Source organism: Acidocella aluminiidurans, assembly GCF_055383125.1.
Genome location: NZ_AP031589.1, coordinates 3,068,841 through 3,085,056, shown reverse-complemented (window position 1 = coordinate 3,085,056; position 16,216 = coordinate 3,068,841). Strand labels below are relative to the sequence as shown.

Genomic DNA, 16,216 nt, shown 5'->3' with positions numbered 1-16,216 from the left:
GGCCGAGGCCGCCCAAAGCCCAGGTGGGCCTGGGCACGGTGGCGCATTGATCGCTGGCCCGAATGCTCTGCTCCCCCTTAAGGGGGGAGCAGAGCATTCGGCATGCCGGGGTGGGCACAGGCACTACAAATGCCCTATGGAATCAAAAACTTTCGTGCGCCACACCACGCGAAGACAATGGCGATCAAAAATCACCGACCCACAAAAAAGGGGTAGACATCTCTGGCGAAGGTCGATTATACGCGGCGTCCCGGTTGACGTGGCCGGGTACCTACGAGGAGATGATGGAAGACATCCATCACGACGACGCGGTTCTTAAGAATCGTGGAGACGACTTCTCGCGGTTGGCATTCACGCTCGGGCCGGATGAATATCCGGTAGCGGCGGGCGATGGAGCCTTCAGCGAAGTGGCGCCGGAGACGGCGGACTCAGCCCGGCCCGATCAGGGCGGCGGCGAGGATGGGACCCGGGAAAACCCGCAGGTCGAGATAGCGGAAGACGCGGCGCAAGCCGTCGCTCATCCGCTGGCGGAAGAAAGCGATAGTGACGCCGAACCCGGAGCCGAGCCAAGGCTCCTGCGAAAGCCTAGTGCCATCAAGCGGCTGGCCGCGCGCCACCGCCAGCCCCCGATCTGGGGCCGGGTGCGGCGGAAGCAGGTGTCGCTGTTCTACGGCCCTCCCGGCGCGGGCAAGAGCCAGTTCGTCTTGCAGGCCGCGGTGGCCATGGCGGCGGGAAAGCCGTTCGCCGGCCACACGCCCGTGAGGCCGTGCAGGGTGGCCTTCTTCAGCCCGGAGGACGAGGCCGATGTCGTCGCTGACAGGATCGAGGCTGCGGCCAAGGTTCTGGATGCCGACATGGCACTGGTCGAGGAGAACCTCGTGATCGCCTATTACGGCGAATCGGGCGTGCTGTTCGAGCCAGGGGTGGACGGGGTGCGGTTGACCACCCTGGGCTCGGATTTCTTCGCCGAGGTCGCGGAATTCGGGGCTGACGTCGTCTGCCTTGATCCCATGGCCGAGCTGCACCGCTTGGCGGAGGCCGATAATGGCGCGATGAACGGGCTGATGGCGCGGCTGCGGACGTTCGCGCGGAAGGGCAACTACGCCGTGATGATGACCCATCACACCGCCAAGCCGGAGAGCGGGGACAAGGCGCCCACGCTCCATTCGGGGCGCGGCGCTAGTGCGACCGGCGCCGCATCCCGCCATGTTGAGATCCTCTCGGAGCTCACCAAGGCGGAGCGTGACCGGTACGGCATCACCGACGAGAAAGTGCCGGATTTCATCCGCCGCGAGGTCTCCAAGGATTCCTATGGCCGCAAGCCTGGGGTGCCGATGTTCCTGAAGCGGGTGGAGGTCGAGGTCAACGGCACTGCCGCGCCGGCGCTGGTGCCGGTGGAATTGGTCGCCGTACCGGTGGACTCGGCGAAGGCTGAGCCGACGCGGAAGAAGAGGGCCTAAGGGCCAGCACGGCGTGCCGGTGTCGGCATGCACGTCAACAGGCCGCGCCCCGGGCGGGCGCGCAGGAAATGAGCGAACAGCAGACGAGGGGCCGTTAGGCCAGAGTGGCGCCCGGGCAGGCGCCACAAACGACGGCCCGCCATGGGCCTATGGGCCATGGCGGGCCGGATTCGGCAAAGGAGTTCATACATGTTTACGAACGATCCGCTCTTCCACGACGCAAGGGAAGACTACGCTATTGCCATCGCCCAGGCCGTCCATAAGGCGTTGGACCTGGACCCGGTGAACAGCCTGGACGACGCCATCACGCAGGCAGAAAACGAGCTCGAGTGGTACAAGGCGCGAGCGCGGAATGCGGCCAGGGCGATCAAGGCGTTCAAGGCGCTGCGCCCGGCCAAGCCGCGCAAGGAGCAGGCGCGCGCGAAGGCGCGGCAGACCTACGACGACATGCTGATCGCCATGGGCATCCTCTTGGAAGCGGGGGGTTCGATGTCCACCGAGGAGATCGTCACCTACGGCCTGGATATCCCCGAGAGCCGGCTGCGCTACGCGCTGGAGATTCTGGCTCTGGACGAAAAGATCAGCCTCGGCCCCAACGGCTGGGAAATCCAAGGCTTGGACGAGTCTAGCGACACGGCCGATTAAATCACGCAAATGCGGCAAGCCGCCATGGATGGCGGCTTGCCGGCGGCACAAAGCCGCTAGGGCCAGGGTCGCGGTGCCGAAATCGGCGCGCCGCCCTGTAGCGGCCGGGTAACCGGCGAGGGCGCCCGGGGGGCGCCGCACAAAGCTTCATGACCACACCCGGTTGCGGCCTTCGAGCCGCAGCCGGCCGTATTGCCCGGCCTTCCACCGGGTCTCTAACGCGCTCAGCAGGTCATCTGACAGTCGGCCGCCGCGAGAGCATGTCGATGAACGTGACCCGGGTTAAATGGCCAAACACAACGAACACGAAGCTGAGCAGCCATTCGGTTTCAAATGCCGATGCGCGGCTGAGCCATCACCACGACAAGCAAGGAGAGTTCGTGACCATGAGCATCAAGACCAAGAAGCTGACCACCGCCGCCGGCAACCTCGAGTTGGTGAACACCCTCGGCGCGGGGCTGGGGCTGCCCGCCTGCACCGACGCTGGCGCCTTCATCGCGATGCTCGACGGGAAGATCGACGCCGGCAAGGCGGAACTGGCCAAGCTGGCCAATGTGCGTGACGCTGCCGCCAGGCTGGCTGGCCGCCGCCGCATCCGCGGGCCGTGGACCCCCGGCGCCAACACCGTCGCCGCGCGAATCGCCGATCTGCTGAAACAGCACACCACCCTGACCCGCCCGCAGATCGCCGTTCTCCTGGCCGCGGAAAATGCCGGTGAGGTGCCGCTCGGTTCCATCTCCGCCGCGCTGTCGAAGCTGTCCGCGGAAGGCTGGATCGAGGGCGGGTGGACGGGCTGGAGGCTGGCCGGCGAGGACGCCGGCGCGGCCGAGTGAACCGCGAAGCAACGTCCATCTCTTGAGGATTAAGTAATAGGGCACCTGGACCGAAACGGTCTAGGTGCCCTTCCCGCGCCGGGCCTACGCCGCCGCGCGGCGCTTGATCTCGTCCAGCACGGCCAGCAGCGCTGCCCGAGGCCTCGACTGTCCTATTGTATTCACAAGAAACGAAAATTGTTTTAATTCAGAAACCGTTACCTAGGCTAGCGGCAGGAGAAGCATGTGACTGGATTTTATGCTCGGCTACGCGATCAACGAAAAGACGACGAAGCTCTCCAGATTTGTGTGGAGAATGTCGTCGACCAACTGGAAAGCGCCGTCGACCCTACTAAGCCTGGCATGCTACTCGGGAAAATTCAGTCTGGAAAAACCAGAGCTTTCCTTGGCGTGATCGCACGAGCATTCGACCGAGATTTCGATGTTGCCATCGTACTCACCAAAGGTACAAAAACGCTCGCTAGTCAGACAGTCAAGCGTATAGGCCGTGATTTCAAAAAATTTATAGATAACGATGAGATCGTTGTCTTTGACATCATGTCCGCGCCAGATCCGCTAACTAAGTCTGAGCTGCGACGTAAGATTATCATCGTCGCCAAGAAGCAGGTTCACAATCTCAATCGAATCCTAGCTTTCTTCGAAGAAAAATACCCACAGTTTCAGCAGAAGCGGGTACTCCTTGTTGATGATGAGGCGGACATGGCAAGCGTGCGCTTCGCAAAAAAGAAAGGGGAAGACGACTTCGATCAGGGGGCTATTGCCAAGCAAATGGATCAGCTCCGTAAAATGCTGCCCGGCATTGCCTTCTTGCAGGTTACCGCTACTCCCTATGCTCTATACCTCCAACCAGAGAATTATGAGCAAGCAAGCCATGCAAGTGAGGTTTTTTATCCAAAACGCCCCGCCTTTACCGTATTGCTCCCAATTCATGACGCATACGTAGGTGGTGAAGCGTATTTTGGCGGGCACGGCGTCGACGATCCACGCTATTATCTCTTCGTCGAAGTTAACGAGCATGAGCATGATGCCCTTCGCTCCGAGGACGGTCGATCTATTCGTGAAGACCGACTTTGGACAAGCGAGAACGTGAAAGTGCTCCGCCAAGCATTAATCACCTTTTTGCTAGCGGTTGCCATCCGCCGTCGCCAGCAGGTAGAGCTTGAACAGCCTCGCCAGAAATATGCGATGATCATTCACAATGACACACAACGTTCAGCACACGAATGGCAATGGGAAATTGTGGGACGATTCGCTCGCCTGTTCGAGCGGGCCGTTGAGGAAAAAGATAGCCGCTTGCGTACCCTCTTTGATGTAGCCTACGCCGATCTCAAGAAATCGATCATCGCTGACGGAGGCCATCTTTCTCAGATAGAAGAAGCGTACTCGGACGTGTGCCAACTGATTGAAGACGGCGAGCTCAATGTCCAAAGGGTGAATTCAGACGTGCAGCTAGAGCCGTTGCTCGACCAGGAAACCGCTGAACTTCGCCTCCGTACCAAAGCCAATCTGTTCATCGGGGGCAGTATCCTTGATCGTGGTATCACCGTCCCAAATTTGATCTCATTCTATTATGGCCGCAACCCGAAGCGCATGCAGGCGGACACCGTGCTGCAACATTCACGAATGTACGGAGCGCGTCCCCGTGCTGATCTTGCGGTTACGCGTTTTTACACCTCGCGCGGAGTATATAACCGGTTGGCTCAAATTCATTTTCTTGAAACGGCCCTACGCGAAGCATTCGAGAGTGGCGCCCATGAGCAAGGCGTTGTGTTTATCCAAGGTGATGCACGGCGTGGCATCGTGCCTTGTGCGCCAAGCAAGATTTCCTTGAGTGACGTAGTAGCTGTCCGACCGAGTGACATACTTCTCCCAACTGGCTTCGATACAATCGCCAGTGGAAAACTTGTGAAGGCAATGTCCTCAATAGACAAGCTCGTCCCAAAAGAATGCGTCGGGACAAAGAAATTTGCAGAGATCGACGTCACGCAAGCTATGGAAATTTTGGACGGAATCGAACCCACGCTCGCTCTCATCGATGGAGCGGGGTTCGAATGGGAAGCAATGCGTGGTCTTCTGCGCTATTATGCCGATCGATCCAACGGGAAAGTCTGGATACTTGCGGAAGAGAATCGGCGCCTTGATCGCTCTGCGTCGGGTGACCGATCTGGATTGTCAATTCTCGGAACGGCGGACCTACGTGCCTTGGTACGCCAGCCGACACGGTCTGCCCCTGCACTGATTCTGCTCAAGCAGGTTGGTGGTTCTGATCTAGGCTGGAAGGCTGGTCCTTTCTGGTGGCCAATGCTGGCTAGCCCGCCTCAGGCAACCCCCTGCGTGTTCGCGACTAAGGTGGCTGCGTAAGTTCCAACGATCTAATAGTGAGCGGTGGATGCACCGCTCACTTAACATAGCAGAAAAGCAAGGAGGCATTCCGCCGATGCTTCGAACCACAAGAGAAACTTAAGATCGAGCCAAGATGGAGGCTTGCGGGTATTTGCCTTCCTGCTCCTTGTACAAAATCAATAGCGCGGACAAGGCCGTCGCCTGCCAACCAGGTGGAAGCTGGCGCACCAATTCCTCGATCAGCCTCCGCGCCGTCATCGCCCCCCGTGAGATGGTGACCTTCGTGTCCAACAGGTCCGCGTGAGCCGTCCGCGACCGCGCCTGGGTCTCGAAACGGAAAGTGTATGGCAGAATGGCCTTCAACTTCGCGGCGACCGCCGCCGCCGTGTGTTGGCCGGAGAAGTCCTCGCCCAGCTCGCAATCGATGTCGATCGGGAACTCCTGGTCGAATTCGCCGGGCTTGGAGTAATCGCGGTTCCGCCCAGGGTCATTCGCGCCGAACCCGCTTCCGTTCCACTTGGTGCCCTTCACGCCGCCATAATGCTTGATGAGCTGGGTCTCCAGGTCCATGGCCGTGAAGACGAAGATGCGGATCGCCTTGAATGTCACCCGCGCCGGATCAAGCCCCTTGCGGTGATGAATCTTGCGGGAGTGCCTGGCCAGGCGCTGATGCAGCCCTGATTCCGCGTCTGTCTTGCCGATGTAGACCAGCTCACCATCGAGGAAGAGTTGGTAGACGCCTTGGACCTCGGGCACCGCCCGGAGGCTTTCCGCGCTGAGCGGCGCGGCACCCATGCCATCCAGCGCCCGCACAAGATGGTCCAGCAAGGCGCCCGGCAGATCGAACTCGAAATCCTTGTATCCTGGCGCCACGGGCTCGGCTTCCTCGAACGGGCTCACGCGCGCGCCCTCAGCAGGCTGGCGACATTCTCGCCGATCACCTTCGCCATCAGCACTGGCACGGCGTTGCCGATCTGGCGCATGCTCTCGGTCCAAGAGCCGTGGAAGACGAAATCGTCCGGGAAGGTCTGGAGCCGCGCGCTCTCGCGCACGGTGAAGTAGCGCACCGTGCCGTCCGACCGCGCCAGCATGTTCTCGCCGCCGGGCACGCCGTGCACCCCGGCCTTCAAGGTCTTGGCCGGCTCGTCGTATGGGCTGCCGGTGTGACCAGCGTAGGACCGCGCGCCGGCCTGGAAATTGTGATTCGGCACCTTGCCCGCCGCCTTCCGGTTCTCCGGATCGGGAAGATCGGCGATCGCGTCGCGCACCGTGCGCCAAGCGGCGGTGGCGGGCTTCTCCTTGATGGCCTTGGCGCGCGGCGTCAGGCGATCGGACAAAACCCTCTCCCGGCGCGCCACCTGGTGCCTGTCCCAATAATCGCCGTGCATCTGATCCCAGAGCAGCGCCTCCAGGGAATGCGTCTGGTCCGGAAAGCTCCACGAGACATGGAGATCATCCCTGAAACCGACGAAGACGACACGCTCGCGCTTCTGCGGCACGCCGTGGTTGGCGGCGTTCAAGACGCGCGTCACCACCTGATAGTGCAGGCCGCTCCTGCGCCCGCGCGTGTGGTGCTTTTCCAGGCGGGCGAGGTGATCCGCCCAATCCTCATCCCGCTTCGCCTTCAGCTCGGGGTGCTCCAACTGCAGGCGGATGTACTCGAAATAATTCCGGAAGGCCGCGCGCGTCAGCCCCTTCACGTTCTCGAACACGAAGGCCTTGGGGCGCGCCTCGCGCACGGCGCGGATCGCCTCGGGGAACATGTCGCGCAAGTCACCATGCGCCTTGTGCTTCCCGCCCAGGGAGAAGGGCTGGCAGGGCGGGCCGCCCGAGACCAGATCGACCTTGCCCTCAAGCTCCGTGAAGAGCACATCGCGCACGTCCCCCTCGACCAGCGGCCAATCGCGCACCAAGCCCTGACCGCGGGCTTGGTTCTCGCGCAGGGTGTCGCAGGCGTCGTTGTCCCATTCGATGACGCGCTCCGGATGGAAGCCCGCCTCGTGCAGGCCCATTCCAAGGCCACCGGCCCCGGCGAAAAGCTCGACCGATCTCATGCCTCCAGAAACTCCCTGATTCTCGCCTCCAAGGAGGCTTTTGATTTCGTCTGGCACTCCCAGATGGTGAGCACCTTCCAACCCATGCCCTCAAGCTTCCCCGCAACCCGCAGGTCCCTGGCGCGGTTGCCCTCCAGCTTGGGCAGCCAGAACTCCGCGCGCGAGCGCGGAAGCCGGGCGAGCTTGCAATCCGGGTCGTCGTGCCGGTGCCAGAAGCAGCCGTGCACGAAGATGACCTTGCGGCGCGGGCGGAAGACCAGATCGGGGTGGCCGGGCAAGTCGGCGGCGTGCAGGCGGTACCTGTAGCCGATGCCGTGAACGAGGCGCCGGACAAGCAGCTCCGGCTTGGTGTCCTTGTTGCGCACCAGCGTCATCCGCGCGCTTCGCTCGGCGGGCGTCAGCGTGTCCGGAGATGTTTTTTGGGCCGCCATCATAGCAGGTTCGGCTGCGGCGGCGGGGGCTGCTTCGGCCGGAAGGCCGAAACGCGGAGATTGGCCGCGCGGGAGCGCGTGAGGGCGATGTCGTGCTGGGTCTGCATCATCAGCAGGCGGTCCAGCGGGGTGCCGAACGCCTTCTCGAAGCGCAGCGCCATGTCCGGCGTCAGGGAGGCGCGGCCGTTCAGCACCGCGGAGAGGGCTTGGCGCGTCACGCCGAGCACGTCGGCGGCCTCGCCGACCGTGAGGTCGTGGCGGTCCACAACCTCGACACGCAAAAATTGACCTGGATGCACCGCCGCGTTCATGCCAAACCTCCTAGCATCCGCCCTCGACTTCACGTCAAGTGGAAAGCGACGCTTTCCATCCAGCATATCATACGCCAGATCGGCGCCGCCGCATCATGAAATCCTCATCACGATGGAGTACAAGAGCCATATGGGCGTTCAACTCTACATCCTAGACCGTCGGCCGGCCTCACTGGTCATCGCCGGCACCCGCCACCAGATCGGCACCTTGCGCCGTTCATGGAAGCTCACCGAGATCGACGCCGAACGCGCGGCGGAAATTTCCGCCGCCGAGGAGAACCTCAAGGACGGCGCCGCGCCCGCCGCCACCATGATCGCCGAGGTCGTGCAGATGCAACTGCTGGGGACCCCAGAGCTGCCCGTCGCCGCCCACATGGTCATTGGCTGGGAAGCCAACCGGCACACGGTAACGGACATGGCCTGGGATTTCCTGCCGGTCCTGGGCTTCGCCGTGCGTGCGCCGGGTTCGGATGATTTCGTGCTCCACGAAGAACAAGAGGGCAGTCTCGTGCCAACGACCCTACCCCGGGCGGTGGAATTGTCCATCCTGGACAAGGAGGGCCGTTTGCAGCGGCGCGGACAGCCTGCCATCGTCAAATGTCTTGGCGTAGAGCCATTTATCCGAACTCATGCCACCGCCAAATGCGAACTGGCCGACGGCAGAAGCGCTAAGCTGATCACAGAACTGACGTCCAGCGACTTGCCGTCTAAAGACTGGTACATCGGAAAGCTGCCTTCAGAGACAAGGGTGTTCCCCTAGGCTATCAAAAAATGCTGGGTACAGGCCATCAGTACTTCTTGGTAAGGGGGCGCAGAAGGGCGTATTCTACTACATCTTCCTTCTCCCGGCAGGCGCGAGCGGTGGCGAACCAATCCGGCACGCTGAGGCTGGTGCTCATTGACGGGGCAGAGCCCACGCAGGTGACGCGTCCTGTTCAATGTCAAGGTGCGGGTGGCACGGGCCACCGAAATCAAGCACATCGACCTGGGCTAATTCGAAGAGACTGTAACCGAGAAACAGTAGACCGCTTGCTCCACCTAGAAAGCCAGAATCCGTAATTATGGAAAGTTATAAACCGCCTGGACTTGGGCCCGTATCTGTCGGTTTTGTGGTAGGTGAAGGTTTGCCTTGGCGCAGAGAAAGAGCCCTCTTGTAGCGGAGTTGCATATCGTCAGCACCGCTGATCACCGCAAGAAATGCCAATCTGTCGATGTTGATTACACTATCGATTATCTTCAACGCATCATTGGCATCTTTGGCTACCAATGTTGAACTACTGTGGATGGTTTGCAGAAGATAACTAGGTAGATCAAGCGTGTCTTCGATTGCGTTGGTTCTTGTTGGTGTAGAAACTTTTTCAACCGGTTTAATCAGTGCTGGCAGAGGATGATCAATCAGAGAATTCTTTGCGTTTTCATACAAGATGTAAGCTGAGGCGCACCTATTTCTTGCTAACGCGTCATATTGGTATCCGCGTTCAGCATGGTGCTGGGATACATCTGCAAACGGACGCGTGTATCGTTTTGCCTGAAACACAAACGGAACAGTGCGGGGCGAGTAGGTTTGGCTGTGACCAGGCTGCACGCCAGCCGCATCTAACTCAATGATCAAAGCAAAATCGCCACCGTTCCGCTGTTCACTTCCGCCTATTGAGAGGTCAATCGAGGACAATTCAAGTCGCGCTCCGGCTCGGGCCAAAGGCGAAGCTGCCACCTTTGACCAAGCTTGACATCCCGCTGCCAATCCGCGGATCAGTTGCCAAGACAAAGCATGTTCTGATTGTGGAGCAGGACAGGCATCCAACTGGAAGGTTGCGCTTGCATCAACGGCCGCAAACAGCAAGCACCATATCGTCAAGTTTTTCAGAAAAGGAGCACGACTAAAAATCTGGAGCATCTCACTCCGGCTTCTTTCGCTTAGGGGCGCGCGATTCATTTCTTGAATTAGCACCATCTGTCCGGTATCGGAGAATATTTCTCTCCATTCCGACACCAGGGCAGAGTTAATACGTTTGACCAATTTATCCGAGATATCTCTTAGGATGTCGTCAGCTAGTTCAAGACGTGGGCTATTCAGCATAGCATGGGCTTCACTGAAAAGCGCCAAATCTTCCTCTCCACTCAAGCCAAAAGCATCCATCATACTCAAAGGGTGAGTCCTCTGCGCAATACCACCTTACGTAGTTTCACGTGAGTGGCTGATTCTTGTCAAGGAGTGTGAAACCAGCCCACCGGCCGTCCATCACCAGCAGGACGCCAATGCCTCCTTCAACGCGAAACGCTTCGATATCTTCTTCGCTTGGGTCCGTGCGCGCGGTGAAGATATCTTCGAAAGTCTCGATCTTCCGCCTTGTGTCTTCCAAGTATGGACGCAGGTGCAAAGGATCGTCACCGCGCGCCTTCGCGTCGGCTAATTGCACCAATGAACAGGTTGGCGCAGATGCGGGTGAGCAGGTTCGCCGGCAGGGGACAGCACAAGCCACTCACAGCGACGAGGGACCAGAAAGCAGGCCATCGTTAGTGCGCTTTTCTAAACTTACCCTCAAGGTCGTCGTAAGTGGATATGACATCAAAGTGGGAAAACGAATTTTCCTGAAATGCCATTGGGACTAGCTCTGCGGTCACTAAGCATGACTTGAGCAAGAGTCGGTCTACCGGGATATTGGTTACCTCACCGACCCTCGCGAGATTGGCCTGAAGGACTTTAAACCGATCGAGATGCCGCCGTGTTGGCCCACGCCGTCCATCAGGCTCAACGTGGTGTGGCGCGAACTCAACGAGCCGTTCCGCAATCTCGCCCGGCGTCTTGTCCAGCAAGAGCCGCTTGCACTCAATCACATAAATGGTGCCGTTCGCCTGGTCCCATGCAAGCACGTCGACATCACCGTCAGCTGCTACACCGCCCAAGCGCGTCATATCGCACTCGGGTTCCGCCTGGAGGCCAATCTCCACAAGACGGGCGCAGACTTGATGGTTGAAGGCGTGTCCAATACGGTCAATGGCGGCACCAATCCACCGCTTCATTTCGTCTGTCCGGAAGAAATTGCCCGGGATCCGCGCGCTATGAGCACGTAAAAGATAGTAGAGGGTATGCTCCGCCATTACGGCCGACACCAGGCAGATGGCATCCCCCTCGGAGGTCAACTGCACAATTGGTCGCGCCATAAGACTCAGTCGCCGCGAGTAGCGCCAAGGATACCAATCCTTGGCCTCTGCACCGGCCGGATTCTGCTCATCCCAGCGCAACCTTGGCCGGAGGCTGAGCGCGCCGATCAGCCGCTCGGCGTCCTCGTGGGTAACGCCGGGCAGTGCCTCAGCAATCGCTTTAAGTTCGGCGTAAGTCGTGCGAAGTATGGAACCGCCACGATTAAGCACCTCGGTGGCGACAACGCGTACGAAGTCGGCCATACGTAGCGGGATCACGCCGTACTCGGCGCGGAACGCCGCATCAAACTCGGGATCGGCGCTCTCCGAATACAGCTCGTCGTCGAGCGGTTCAGGGCGCTCGTATAGGTCTTCATAGCTATCTCCGGCAGCCTCGAACTGGTCCCGCGACTGTGTTGATAGAAAGGGATGGTGCACCGATTTTTGGAAATCATCATTGAAGCGCAAGGTACCGTTCGGCATTACCTCGATCGCGTTCGCCAGCCCGTAGTAGATCTCATCACTACGGGCCGCGAGCGCGACCAGGATCGATACGCATGCTACGAGGTAATCAAAATCATCTCTTGAGCACGTACGACCACCGGATACCGGTGAGGTACAAACCGACATCTCGGCAACCACTCGCGAGCAGAGGCCAGCTTCAGCACGCACGCTCTCTCGTTCGATCGCTGAACGAAACACATCGTGGCGGTCGTGCAAGTGCAGGAGTGCCGAAGCCGTGTGGCGCCAGGTAGCGCGTTCGCGGTCTATTGCATCGTGATTGGAGATACAGGTATAGACCACGCTCTCCCGGTCAAGTGATGCCAGCCTATCCCTTGCTATCGTCCAGAGGGCGTCCACCGCACGCTGCAGGAGTTTGCGAGCTGCTTCACCCTCAAGGCGGCCGGACATTCCCTTGGGATGACCTGCGCGCTGGGCAACACCCAGTTCAAGCCAAGCACGTACATCGGGCTCTATGGTCTTAGGAGACGAAATATTAGCCCCGATAAGTACCTCATCTCCGGCCGAGCGGCCGGCGAATATATGCAGATAGCGCGCACGCGTGCCCGGTACGACATGGTCAACCACCTTTTTTGCAAGCTGATCCGGGTCAACACCAGCGATCATGGCAGCGCCTCGGGTAATCGCCTCTATCATCCATCGGTCACCAACATTCTCCGGTCGCATGAATGACAGGAGGTATTCGCGTCGACACGCGATCCGAATTGCATCGCCATGGATGGTAACCGAAGGCGGTGCAATCAGCTCCCTAGAATCTGGGATACTTTGACCAAATGTGTCGACATCAGGAAAGCGCAGTTCGATGCCAAGTGACGGCTTCGGTATATTTTGGAGTTCGCACTCGATCTGAGTTGCCACAGCGCACAGCCAATTTCTTGCCAAATCCCAGACACGAAACGCCACTGAACCTGGCGGCTGTGACACCGGCTCCTCTAGGCTTATCCACCAAGTCCGATTTGCCGTTTCAACGCAGGAGACCCACCTCCCTGCAGCAACATCGGCAATGCTAGTATACAATGGTTTCTGGATCACATCTTTGAAAAAGGCTGCTGTTGATTCGCGCTGCACCTCAAGAAACTGGGATCGACTGGCCGCCGGGTCTGCATGCTTGTCTAGGACCCGTCGGAGCTTTGTCCTTAGCGGCATTAGATAATCCGTCGCCAGTTGTATGACCGCCTTACCAGGGGTAACCATGGCTGGGAGCAGTTCATGTTCTTGCGCCTTGACGTAACCGTAAAGGTTCATGAAGCCATTCGGATTGACGAAAACCGTGCCGGCATCAGACAGTGCAGCGACATGACGGAGAAGGCGATGGATGCGCAGGGCCGAAGCATCATGGTCCCAGCCTAAAAGTTCTAGGTCTTCATAACCGATGCCGAGCAGGTGCCAGTTGGACGGCAGGTCGTTCGCACCTGCCTGAATACCACGCCCCAATCCGCCAAAAACAAGGATGGTCAGACCAACACGGTAGTCTGGCTTAGCGGACAACTTCCGCGAGACCTGCCCGACTACCTCTGCCGTCTGCGCGGTGACACTGTGGATCGACTTGAAGCCATCTGCTGCGATGCTGACGAGGTGGTCCTGAAGGAATACCACGTGCGCATAAGCACCTTCATCGAAACCGCAGATCAACTGACTAATCCCCGTCGTAGAATTGCGCTCAGCAATCCCAAGCGGTTTCATACCGAGGCCCCTCAGTCCATATCGGGTAGACCTCTCGAATTGCCAGTCCGTCAGATAGCCCTCGAACCGTTCGGCAACACCATGGTCGAGCGCCATCTCGATGGCATGACGCCGGATGGCGGAGCCAATTGCGGTAGGCAATACCACGGTGATGCCATCTTCATCGAATAGCAAGGGCCTGCGCTCAAGAGTCGTCCAGCCTATCGTTTCGAATCCGACGATTTTTGGGTCGACTTGGCTGAAGTCGAAGGGACGGAGATCAAAGCGCTCAATCCCGAGCTCTTTGAGGTCCATGTTGGTGAAGCGAACACGGTTGGCAAGACCATCAAGCTTCGCACTCGACATCTGAATTCGGCCAAGCCGCACTCCTTCCCCAGCCGCGTAGCGTGCTAGACCTGCCCGGGTTGCGATAGAGTCGCTCAAGCAGAGCAGGGCACCGGCCTGACGTATACAGTGGCGCGCCCACTCTTCACCAGCTTGGGCGCAACGAGTAACGGCGTACATGCAAGCCTGAGTGTGGCTGGCATTCGCCTCCCAGATGCCCTCGAACAGGCGCGAATTGCCCGCGCTACTGATCACATTTCCTATGAACACGTCCTCGGGAGGATCTTCCAGACGAGCGATGGGATCTTGGCCGAGAATTTCATTAAGCCATTCACGTATCTGTGCCCCAGTGGGACGAACGTGACCTCGACACCGAAGCGCCGCGAGATGGGCTAATGTCTCAAGCCTGCAAGTGTTCGCATGAAGCGACGCATCAGTGAGTAGCCCCCCAATTACACGGAGCACAGCCTCGCGGCGAAACTTGTTCAACCTCGAAACGAGATTCACAAGCCTCCTCTCGGCGGCACCAATTGACATCGCTTCTGTCGCCGCGCGCATCGCGGCCATCTGCATGAAGCCTCCCTCCTCGGTTGAGAGGTCGCGCCAATTATAAGGCGACCTAGAAAACCTATCTGTCACCACTCCCCCAATTTTCGTTGAAGTTACAGGCGAACTCGTCACGACCGTTGATCATTCATTCCTCCATCACTGATGAGAAGAGCGGGCAGCCCACCGGAGGTTGAATTTCGTTCCCTCTGTTACTTGTCTCGGCCTCCGAGTAGCTGACCAATCTGGAGCGCACCATCGCGTACAGGCAGTCCTCCATGCTGAGATGGCAGTGAACACTTGGCCCGGTGCCATGTCTGACGTAGCCGAAATGCCAGCACCGGTGCAACGCACTGTGGTTCCCACCAACCTCCCCCCTCAATCCCCTCGGGCGTGGGGCGGTGAAGAGCGGCGGTTCGGGGTCAGCAGTGGGTGCAGCCCGCATCCAACGCGATCACCGGCATGGCCAAGCGGGGCGAAGTGAGGCCCGCAGAGGCGAGCAAGGGGCCTCAGAATTTCGTTTCGAACCTACTACGAATCTGAGGGTCAGGAGTTCGAATCTCTTCGAGCGCGCCAAGTAATTCCTTGAAATAAAAGCGAAAGCGGGCCGGTGGTCATCCACCGGCCCGCTGGCGTTTCGGGGCTTCCCACCACTATCCCCTCATTGGTCGCGGAACGCCGCAGTTCGCCCGGTGGGAAGCTGCGGCGTACGCGGCACGGGCTCCGGAGCGTCAGGCCAATTCCGCCCCGACCATCCGCCCCACGCCCGCGAGGATGGGCGGCAGGATTTCCGGCTTCGGCTGTCCGCCCTGGGTGTAGGCGCAGATGACGATCGGCCTGTCCGGGGCTGGCCACGCCACCGCGATGTCGCCCAGCGCGTCCTTCCCGTTATTGCCCGTCTTGTCCGCCACCTTCCAGCCCTTGGGCAGGCCGGCGCGCAGCAGCGCCCCGCCGGTCTGGCAGTTCAGCATCCAGCCCGTGAGCCTGGCGCGCGAGGTCGGGGAGAGCGTATCGCCGAGCAGGAAGCGTTGCAGATCGCCCGCCATGGCGGCGGGCGTGGTCGTGTCCCTCGGGTCGCCCGGCGGCGAAAAATTCAGGCGTGGCTCGGTGTGGTCGAGGCGCGTCACCTCGTCACCCTCGTCTCTCCAGAAGCGGGTGAGCGCGGCCGGGCCGCCCACGCTCATCAGGAGCAGGTCCGCGCAGGTGTTGTCGCTGACCTCGATGGCGGCCTGGCACATGGCCTCAACCGTCATGCCGCCATCGGTGAGATGAAGCCGCGCCACCGGCGCGTAGTTGGAGATCTGCGCCGCACCGTAATGGACGAAGCGGCCGAGCTGCTCCTCGCCCTTGTCCACCCGCGACAGCACGCAGGCCACCAGCGACATCTTGAAGGTGCTGCACATCACGAAGCGCTCCTCCGCCCGCCAGGACAATGTCCGCCCGGTGGCGAGGTTGCGGGCGTAGACGCCGATGCGCCCGCCGGTCCGGCGTTCGCTCTCCGCCAGGAGGCTGGTTGCCTCATCCGCCCAGGCGGAGGAGGCGCAGAACGCGGGCAGAACGGCAAGAAGAACGCGGCGCGGCATGTTCATGCCGGGACGAGGAGCAGCTTGGCCGCCCCCGTGTCAACATAATTATCTTGTGCGCTCAGCGCTGCTCATCCTCTTGAGACCAACATGTTCAAGGTACTCACGAAAATTTTGACCTCCGTGTGAGCCGAGCACACCGCCGGAACCTACGCGAACACGCGCCCTCTTCCTCTCGAAGCTTCTCAATGGTGTAAGGCGCAGCGTCATTGCTTCATCTCCCCACCAAAACCCGCCACCGGGATGAGAGCATCAAGCTTCTTGCTTGCTGCTCTCATTTTCGCTTTCGCCAGCAATTTCATATGTTTATCCTGACGCGACCGCGTCGAGCCAAACA

The 16,216-nt window shown here is 59.8% G+C and carries 13 protein-coding genes; 5 read left to right on the top strand and 8 right to left on the bottom strand.

Features of this window, described 5'->3' with window-relative positions; translation table 11 throughout:
* The first annotated feature begins 281 nt into the window (after window positions 1-281).
* From ACZ46S_RS15135 to ACZ46S_RS15120, 4 genes are all read left to right on the top strand, one after another.
* Entirely contained in the window at window positions 282-1,460 is a 1,179-nt protein-coding gene (locus ACZ46S_RS15135) for an AAA family ATPase (RefSeq protein WP_464062424.1), read from the top strand.
* Between the two features lie 189 nt (window positions 1,461-1,649).
* A complete protein-coding gene (locus ACZ46S_RS15130; protein ID WP_464062423.1) occupies window positions 1,650-2,105 on the top strand; it encodes a hypothetical protein in 456 nt (151 codons plus the stop codon).
* Window positions 2,106-2,365: 260 nt separating this feature from the next.
* Window positions 2,366-2,938 (top strand): hypothetical protein, encoded by a 573-nt coding sequence (locus tag ACZ46S_RS15125; protein ID WP_464062422.1) that lies wholly within the window; start codon window positions 2,366-2,368, stop codon window positions 2,936-2,938.
* A gap of 225 nt (window positions 2,939-3,163) precedes the next feature.
* Complete coding sequence (locus ACZ46S_RS15120) at window positions 3,164-5,299, top strand: Z1 domain-containing protein (protein ID WP_464062421.1); 2,136 nt, start codon at window positions 3,164-3,166, stop codon at window positions 5,297-5,299.
* A 99-nt stretch (window positions 5,300-5,398) separates the two neighbouring features.
* Here the strand turns inward: ACZ46S_RS15120 and ACZ46S_RS15115 are convergent, their stop codons facing one another.
* The 4 genes from ACZ46S_RS15115 to ACZ46S_RS15100 are packed head-to-tail and all read right to left on the bottom strand — an operon-like array spanning window position 5,399 to window position 8,077.
* Window positions 5,399-6,181: a GIY-YIG nuclease family protein gene (locus ACZ46S_RS15115; RefSeq protein WP_464062420.1), complete on the bottom strand. Its 783-nt coding sequence runs from the start codon at window positions 6,179-6,181 to the stop codon at window positions 5,399-5,401.
* The gene (locus ACZ46S_RS15110) at window positions 6,178-7,335 is read right to left on the bottom strand and encodes a DNA cytosine methyltransferase (protein ID WP_464062419.1); all 1,158 of its coding nucleotides are present in this window, start codon (window positions 7,333-7,335) and stop codon (window positions 6,178-6,180) included. The genes ACZ46S_RS15115 and ACZ46S_RS15110 overlap by 4 nt, the downstream gene beginning before the upstream one ends.
* Window positions 7,332-7,766 (bottom strand): very short patch repair endonuclease, encoded by a 435-nt coding sequence (locus ACZ46S_RS15105; protein ID WP_464064292.1) that lies wholly within the window; start codon window positions 7,764-7,766, stop codon window positions 7,332-7,334. The genes ACZ46S_RS15110 and ACZ46S_RS15105 overlap by 4 nt, the downstream gene beginning before the upstream one ends.
* The gene (locus ACZ46S_RS15100; protein ID WP_464062418.1) at window positions 7,766-8,077 is read right to left on the bottom strand and encodes a HigA family addiction module antitoxin; all 312 of its coding nucleotides are present in this window, start codon (window positions 8,075-8,077) and stop codon (window positions 7,766-7,768) included. The genes ACZ46S_RS15105 and ACZ46S_RS15100 overlap by 1 nt, the downstream gene beginning before the upstream one ends.
* Window positions 8,078-8,189: 112 nt before the next feature.
* Here ACZ46S_RS15100 and ACZ46S_RS15095 point away from each other — a divergent pair, with 112 nt between their 5' ends.
* Complete coding sequence (locus ACZ46S_RS15095) at window positions 8,190-8,837, top strand: hypothetical protein (protein ID WP_464062417.1); 648 nt, start codon at window positions 8,190-8,192, stop codon at window positions 8,835-8,837.
* Between the two features lie 309 nt (window positions 8,838-9,146).
* Here ACZ46S_RS15095 and ACZ46S_RS15090 read toward each other — a convergent pair whose 3' ends face one another.
* The 4 genes from ACZ46S_RS15090 to bla form a co-directional block, all read right to left on the bottom strand.
* On the bottom strand, window positions 9,147-10,226 hold the full coding sequence (locus ACZ46S_RS15090; RefSeq protein ID WP_464062416.1) for a hypothetical protein: 1,080 nt from the start codon (window positions 10,224-10,226) through the stop codon (window positions 9,147-9,149).
* A gap of 37 nt (window positions 10,227-10,263) precedes the next feature.
* Window positions 10,264-10,497: a hypothetical protein gene (locus tag ACZ46S_RS15085; RefSeq protein ID WP_464062415.1), complete on the bottom strand. Its 234-nt coding sequence runs from the start codon at window positions 10,495-10,497 to the stop codon at window positions 10,264-10,266.
* A gap of 97 nt (window positions 10,498-10,594) precedes the next feature.
* Window positions 10,595-14,323 carry a hypothetical protein gene (locus tag ACZ46S_RS15080; protein ID WP_464062414.1) on the bottom strand — a complete coding sequence of 1,243 codons (3,729 nt, stop codon included), beginning with the start codon at window positions 14,321-14,323 and terminating at the stop codon, window positions 10,595-10,597.
* A gap of 704 nt (window positions 14,324-15,027) precedes the next feature.
* Window positions 15,028-15,885, bottom strand: a complete 858-nt coding sequence (gene bla / locus ACZ46S_RS15075; protein ID WP_464062413.1) for a class A beta-lactamase — start codon at window positions 15,883-15,885, stop codon at window positions 15,028-15,030.
* Between the last annotated feature and the right edge of the window lie 331 nt (window positions 15,886-16,216).

Bases quoted from the DNA above. Each gene is read 5' to 3' on its own strand.
- ACZ46S_RS15105 (WP_464064292.1), bottom strand. From the start codon at position 7,766: ATGGCGGCCCAAAAAACATCTCCGGACACGCTGACGCCCGCCGAGCGA.
- ACZ46S_RS15130 (WP_464062423.1), top strand. From the start codon at position 1,650: ATGTTTACGAACGATCCGCTCTTCCACGACGCAAGGGAAGACTACGCT.
- ACZ46S_RS15080 (WP_464062414.1), bottom strand. From the start codon at position 14,323: ATGCAGATGGCCGCGATGCGCGCGGCGACAGAAGCGATGTCAATTGGT.
- bla (WP_464062413.1), bottom strand. From the start codon at position 15,885: ATGAACATGCCGCGCCGCGTTCTTCTTGCCGTTCTGCCCGCGTTCTGC.
- ACZ46S_RS15125 (WP_464062422.1), top strand. From the start codon at position 2,366: ATGTCGATGAACGTGACCCGGGTTAAATGGCCAAACACAACGAACACG.
- ACZ46S_RS15095 (WP_464062417.1), top strand. From the start codon at position 8,190: ATGGAGTACAAGAGCCATATGGGCGTTCAACTCTACATCCTAGACCGT.
- ACZ46S_RS15110 (WP_464062419.1), bottom strand. From the start codon at position 7,335: ATGAGATCGGTCGAGCTTTTCGCCGGGGCCGGTGGCCTTGGAATGGGC.
- ACZ46S_RS15100 (WP_464062418.1), bottom strand. From the start codon at position 8,077: ATGAACGCGGCGGTGCATCCAGGTCAATTTTTGCGTGTCGAGGTTGTG.
- ACZ46S_RS15135 (WP_464062424.1), top strand. From the start codon at position 282: ATGATGGAAGACATCCATCACGACGACGCGGTTCTTAAGAATCGTGGA.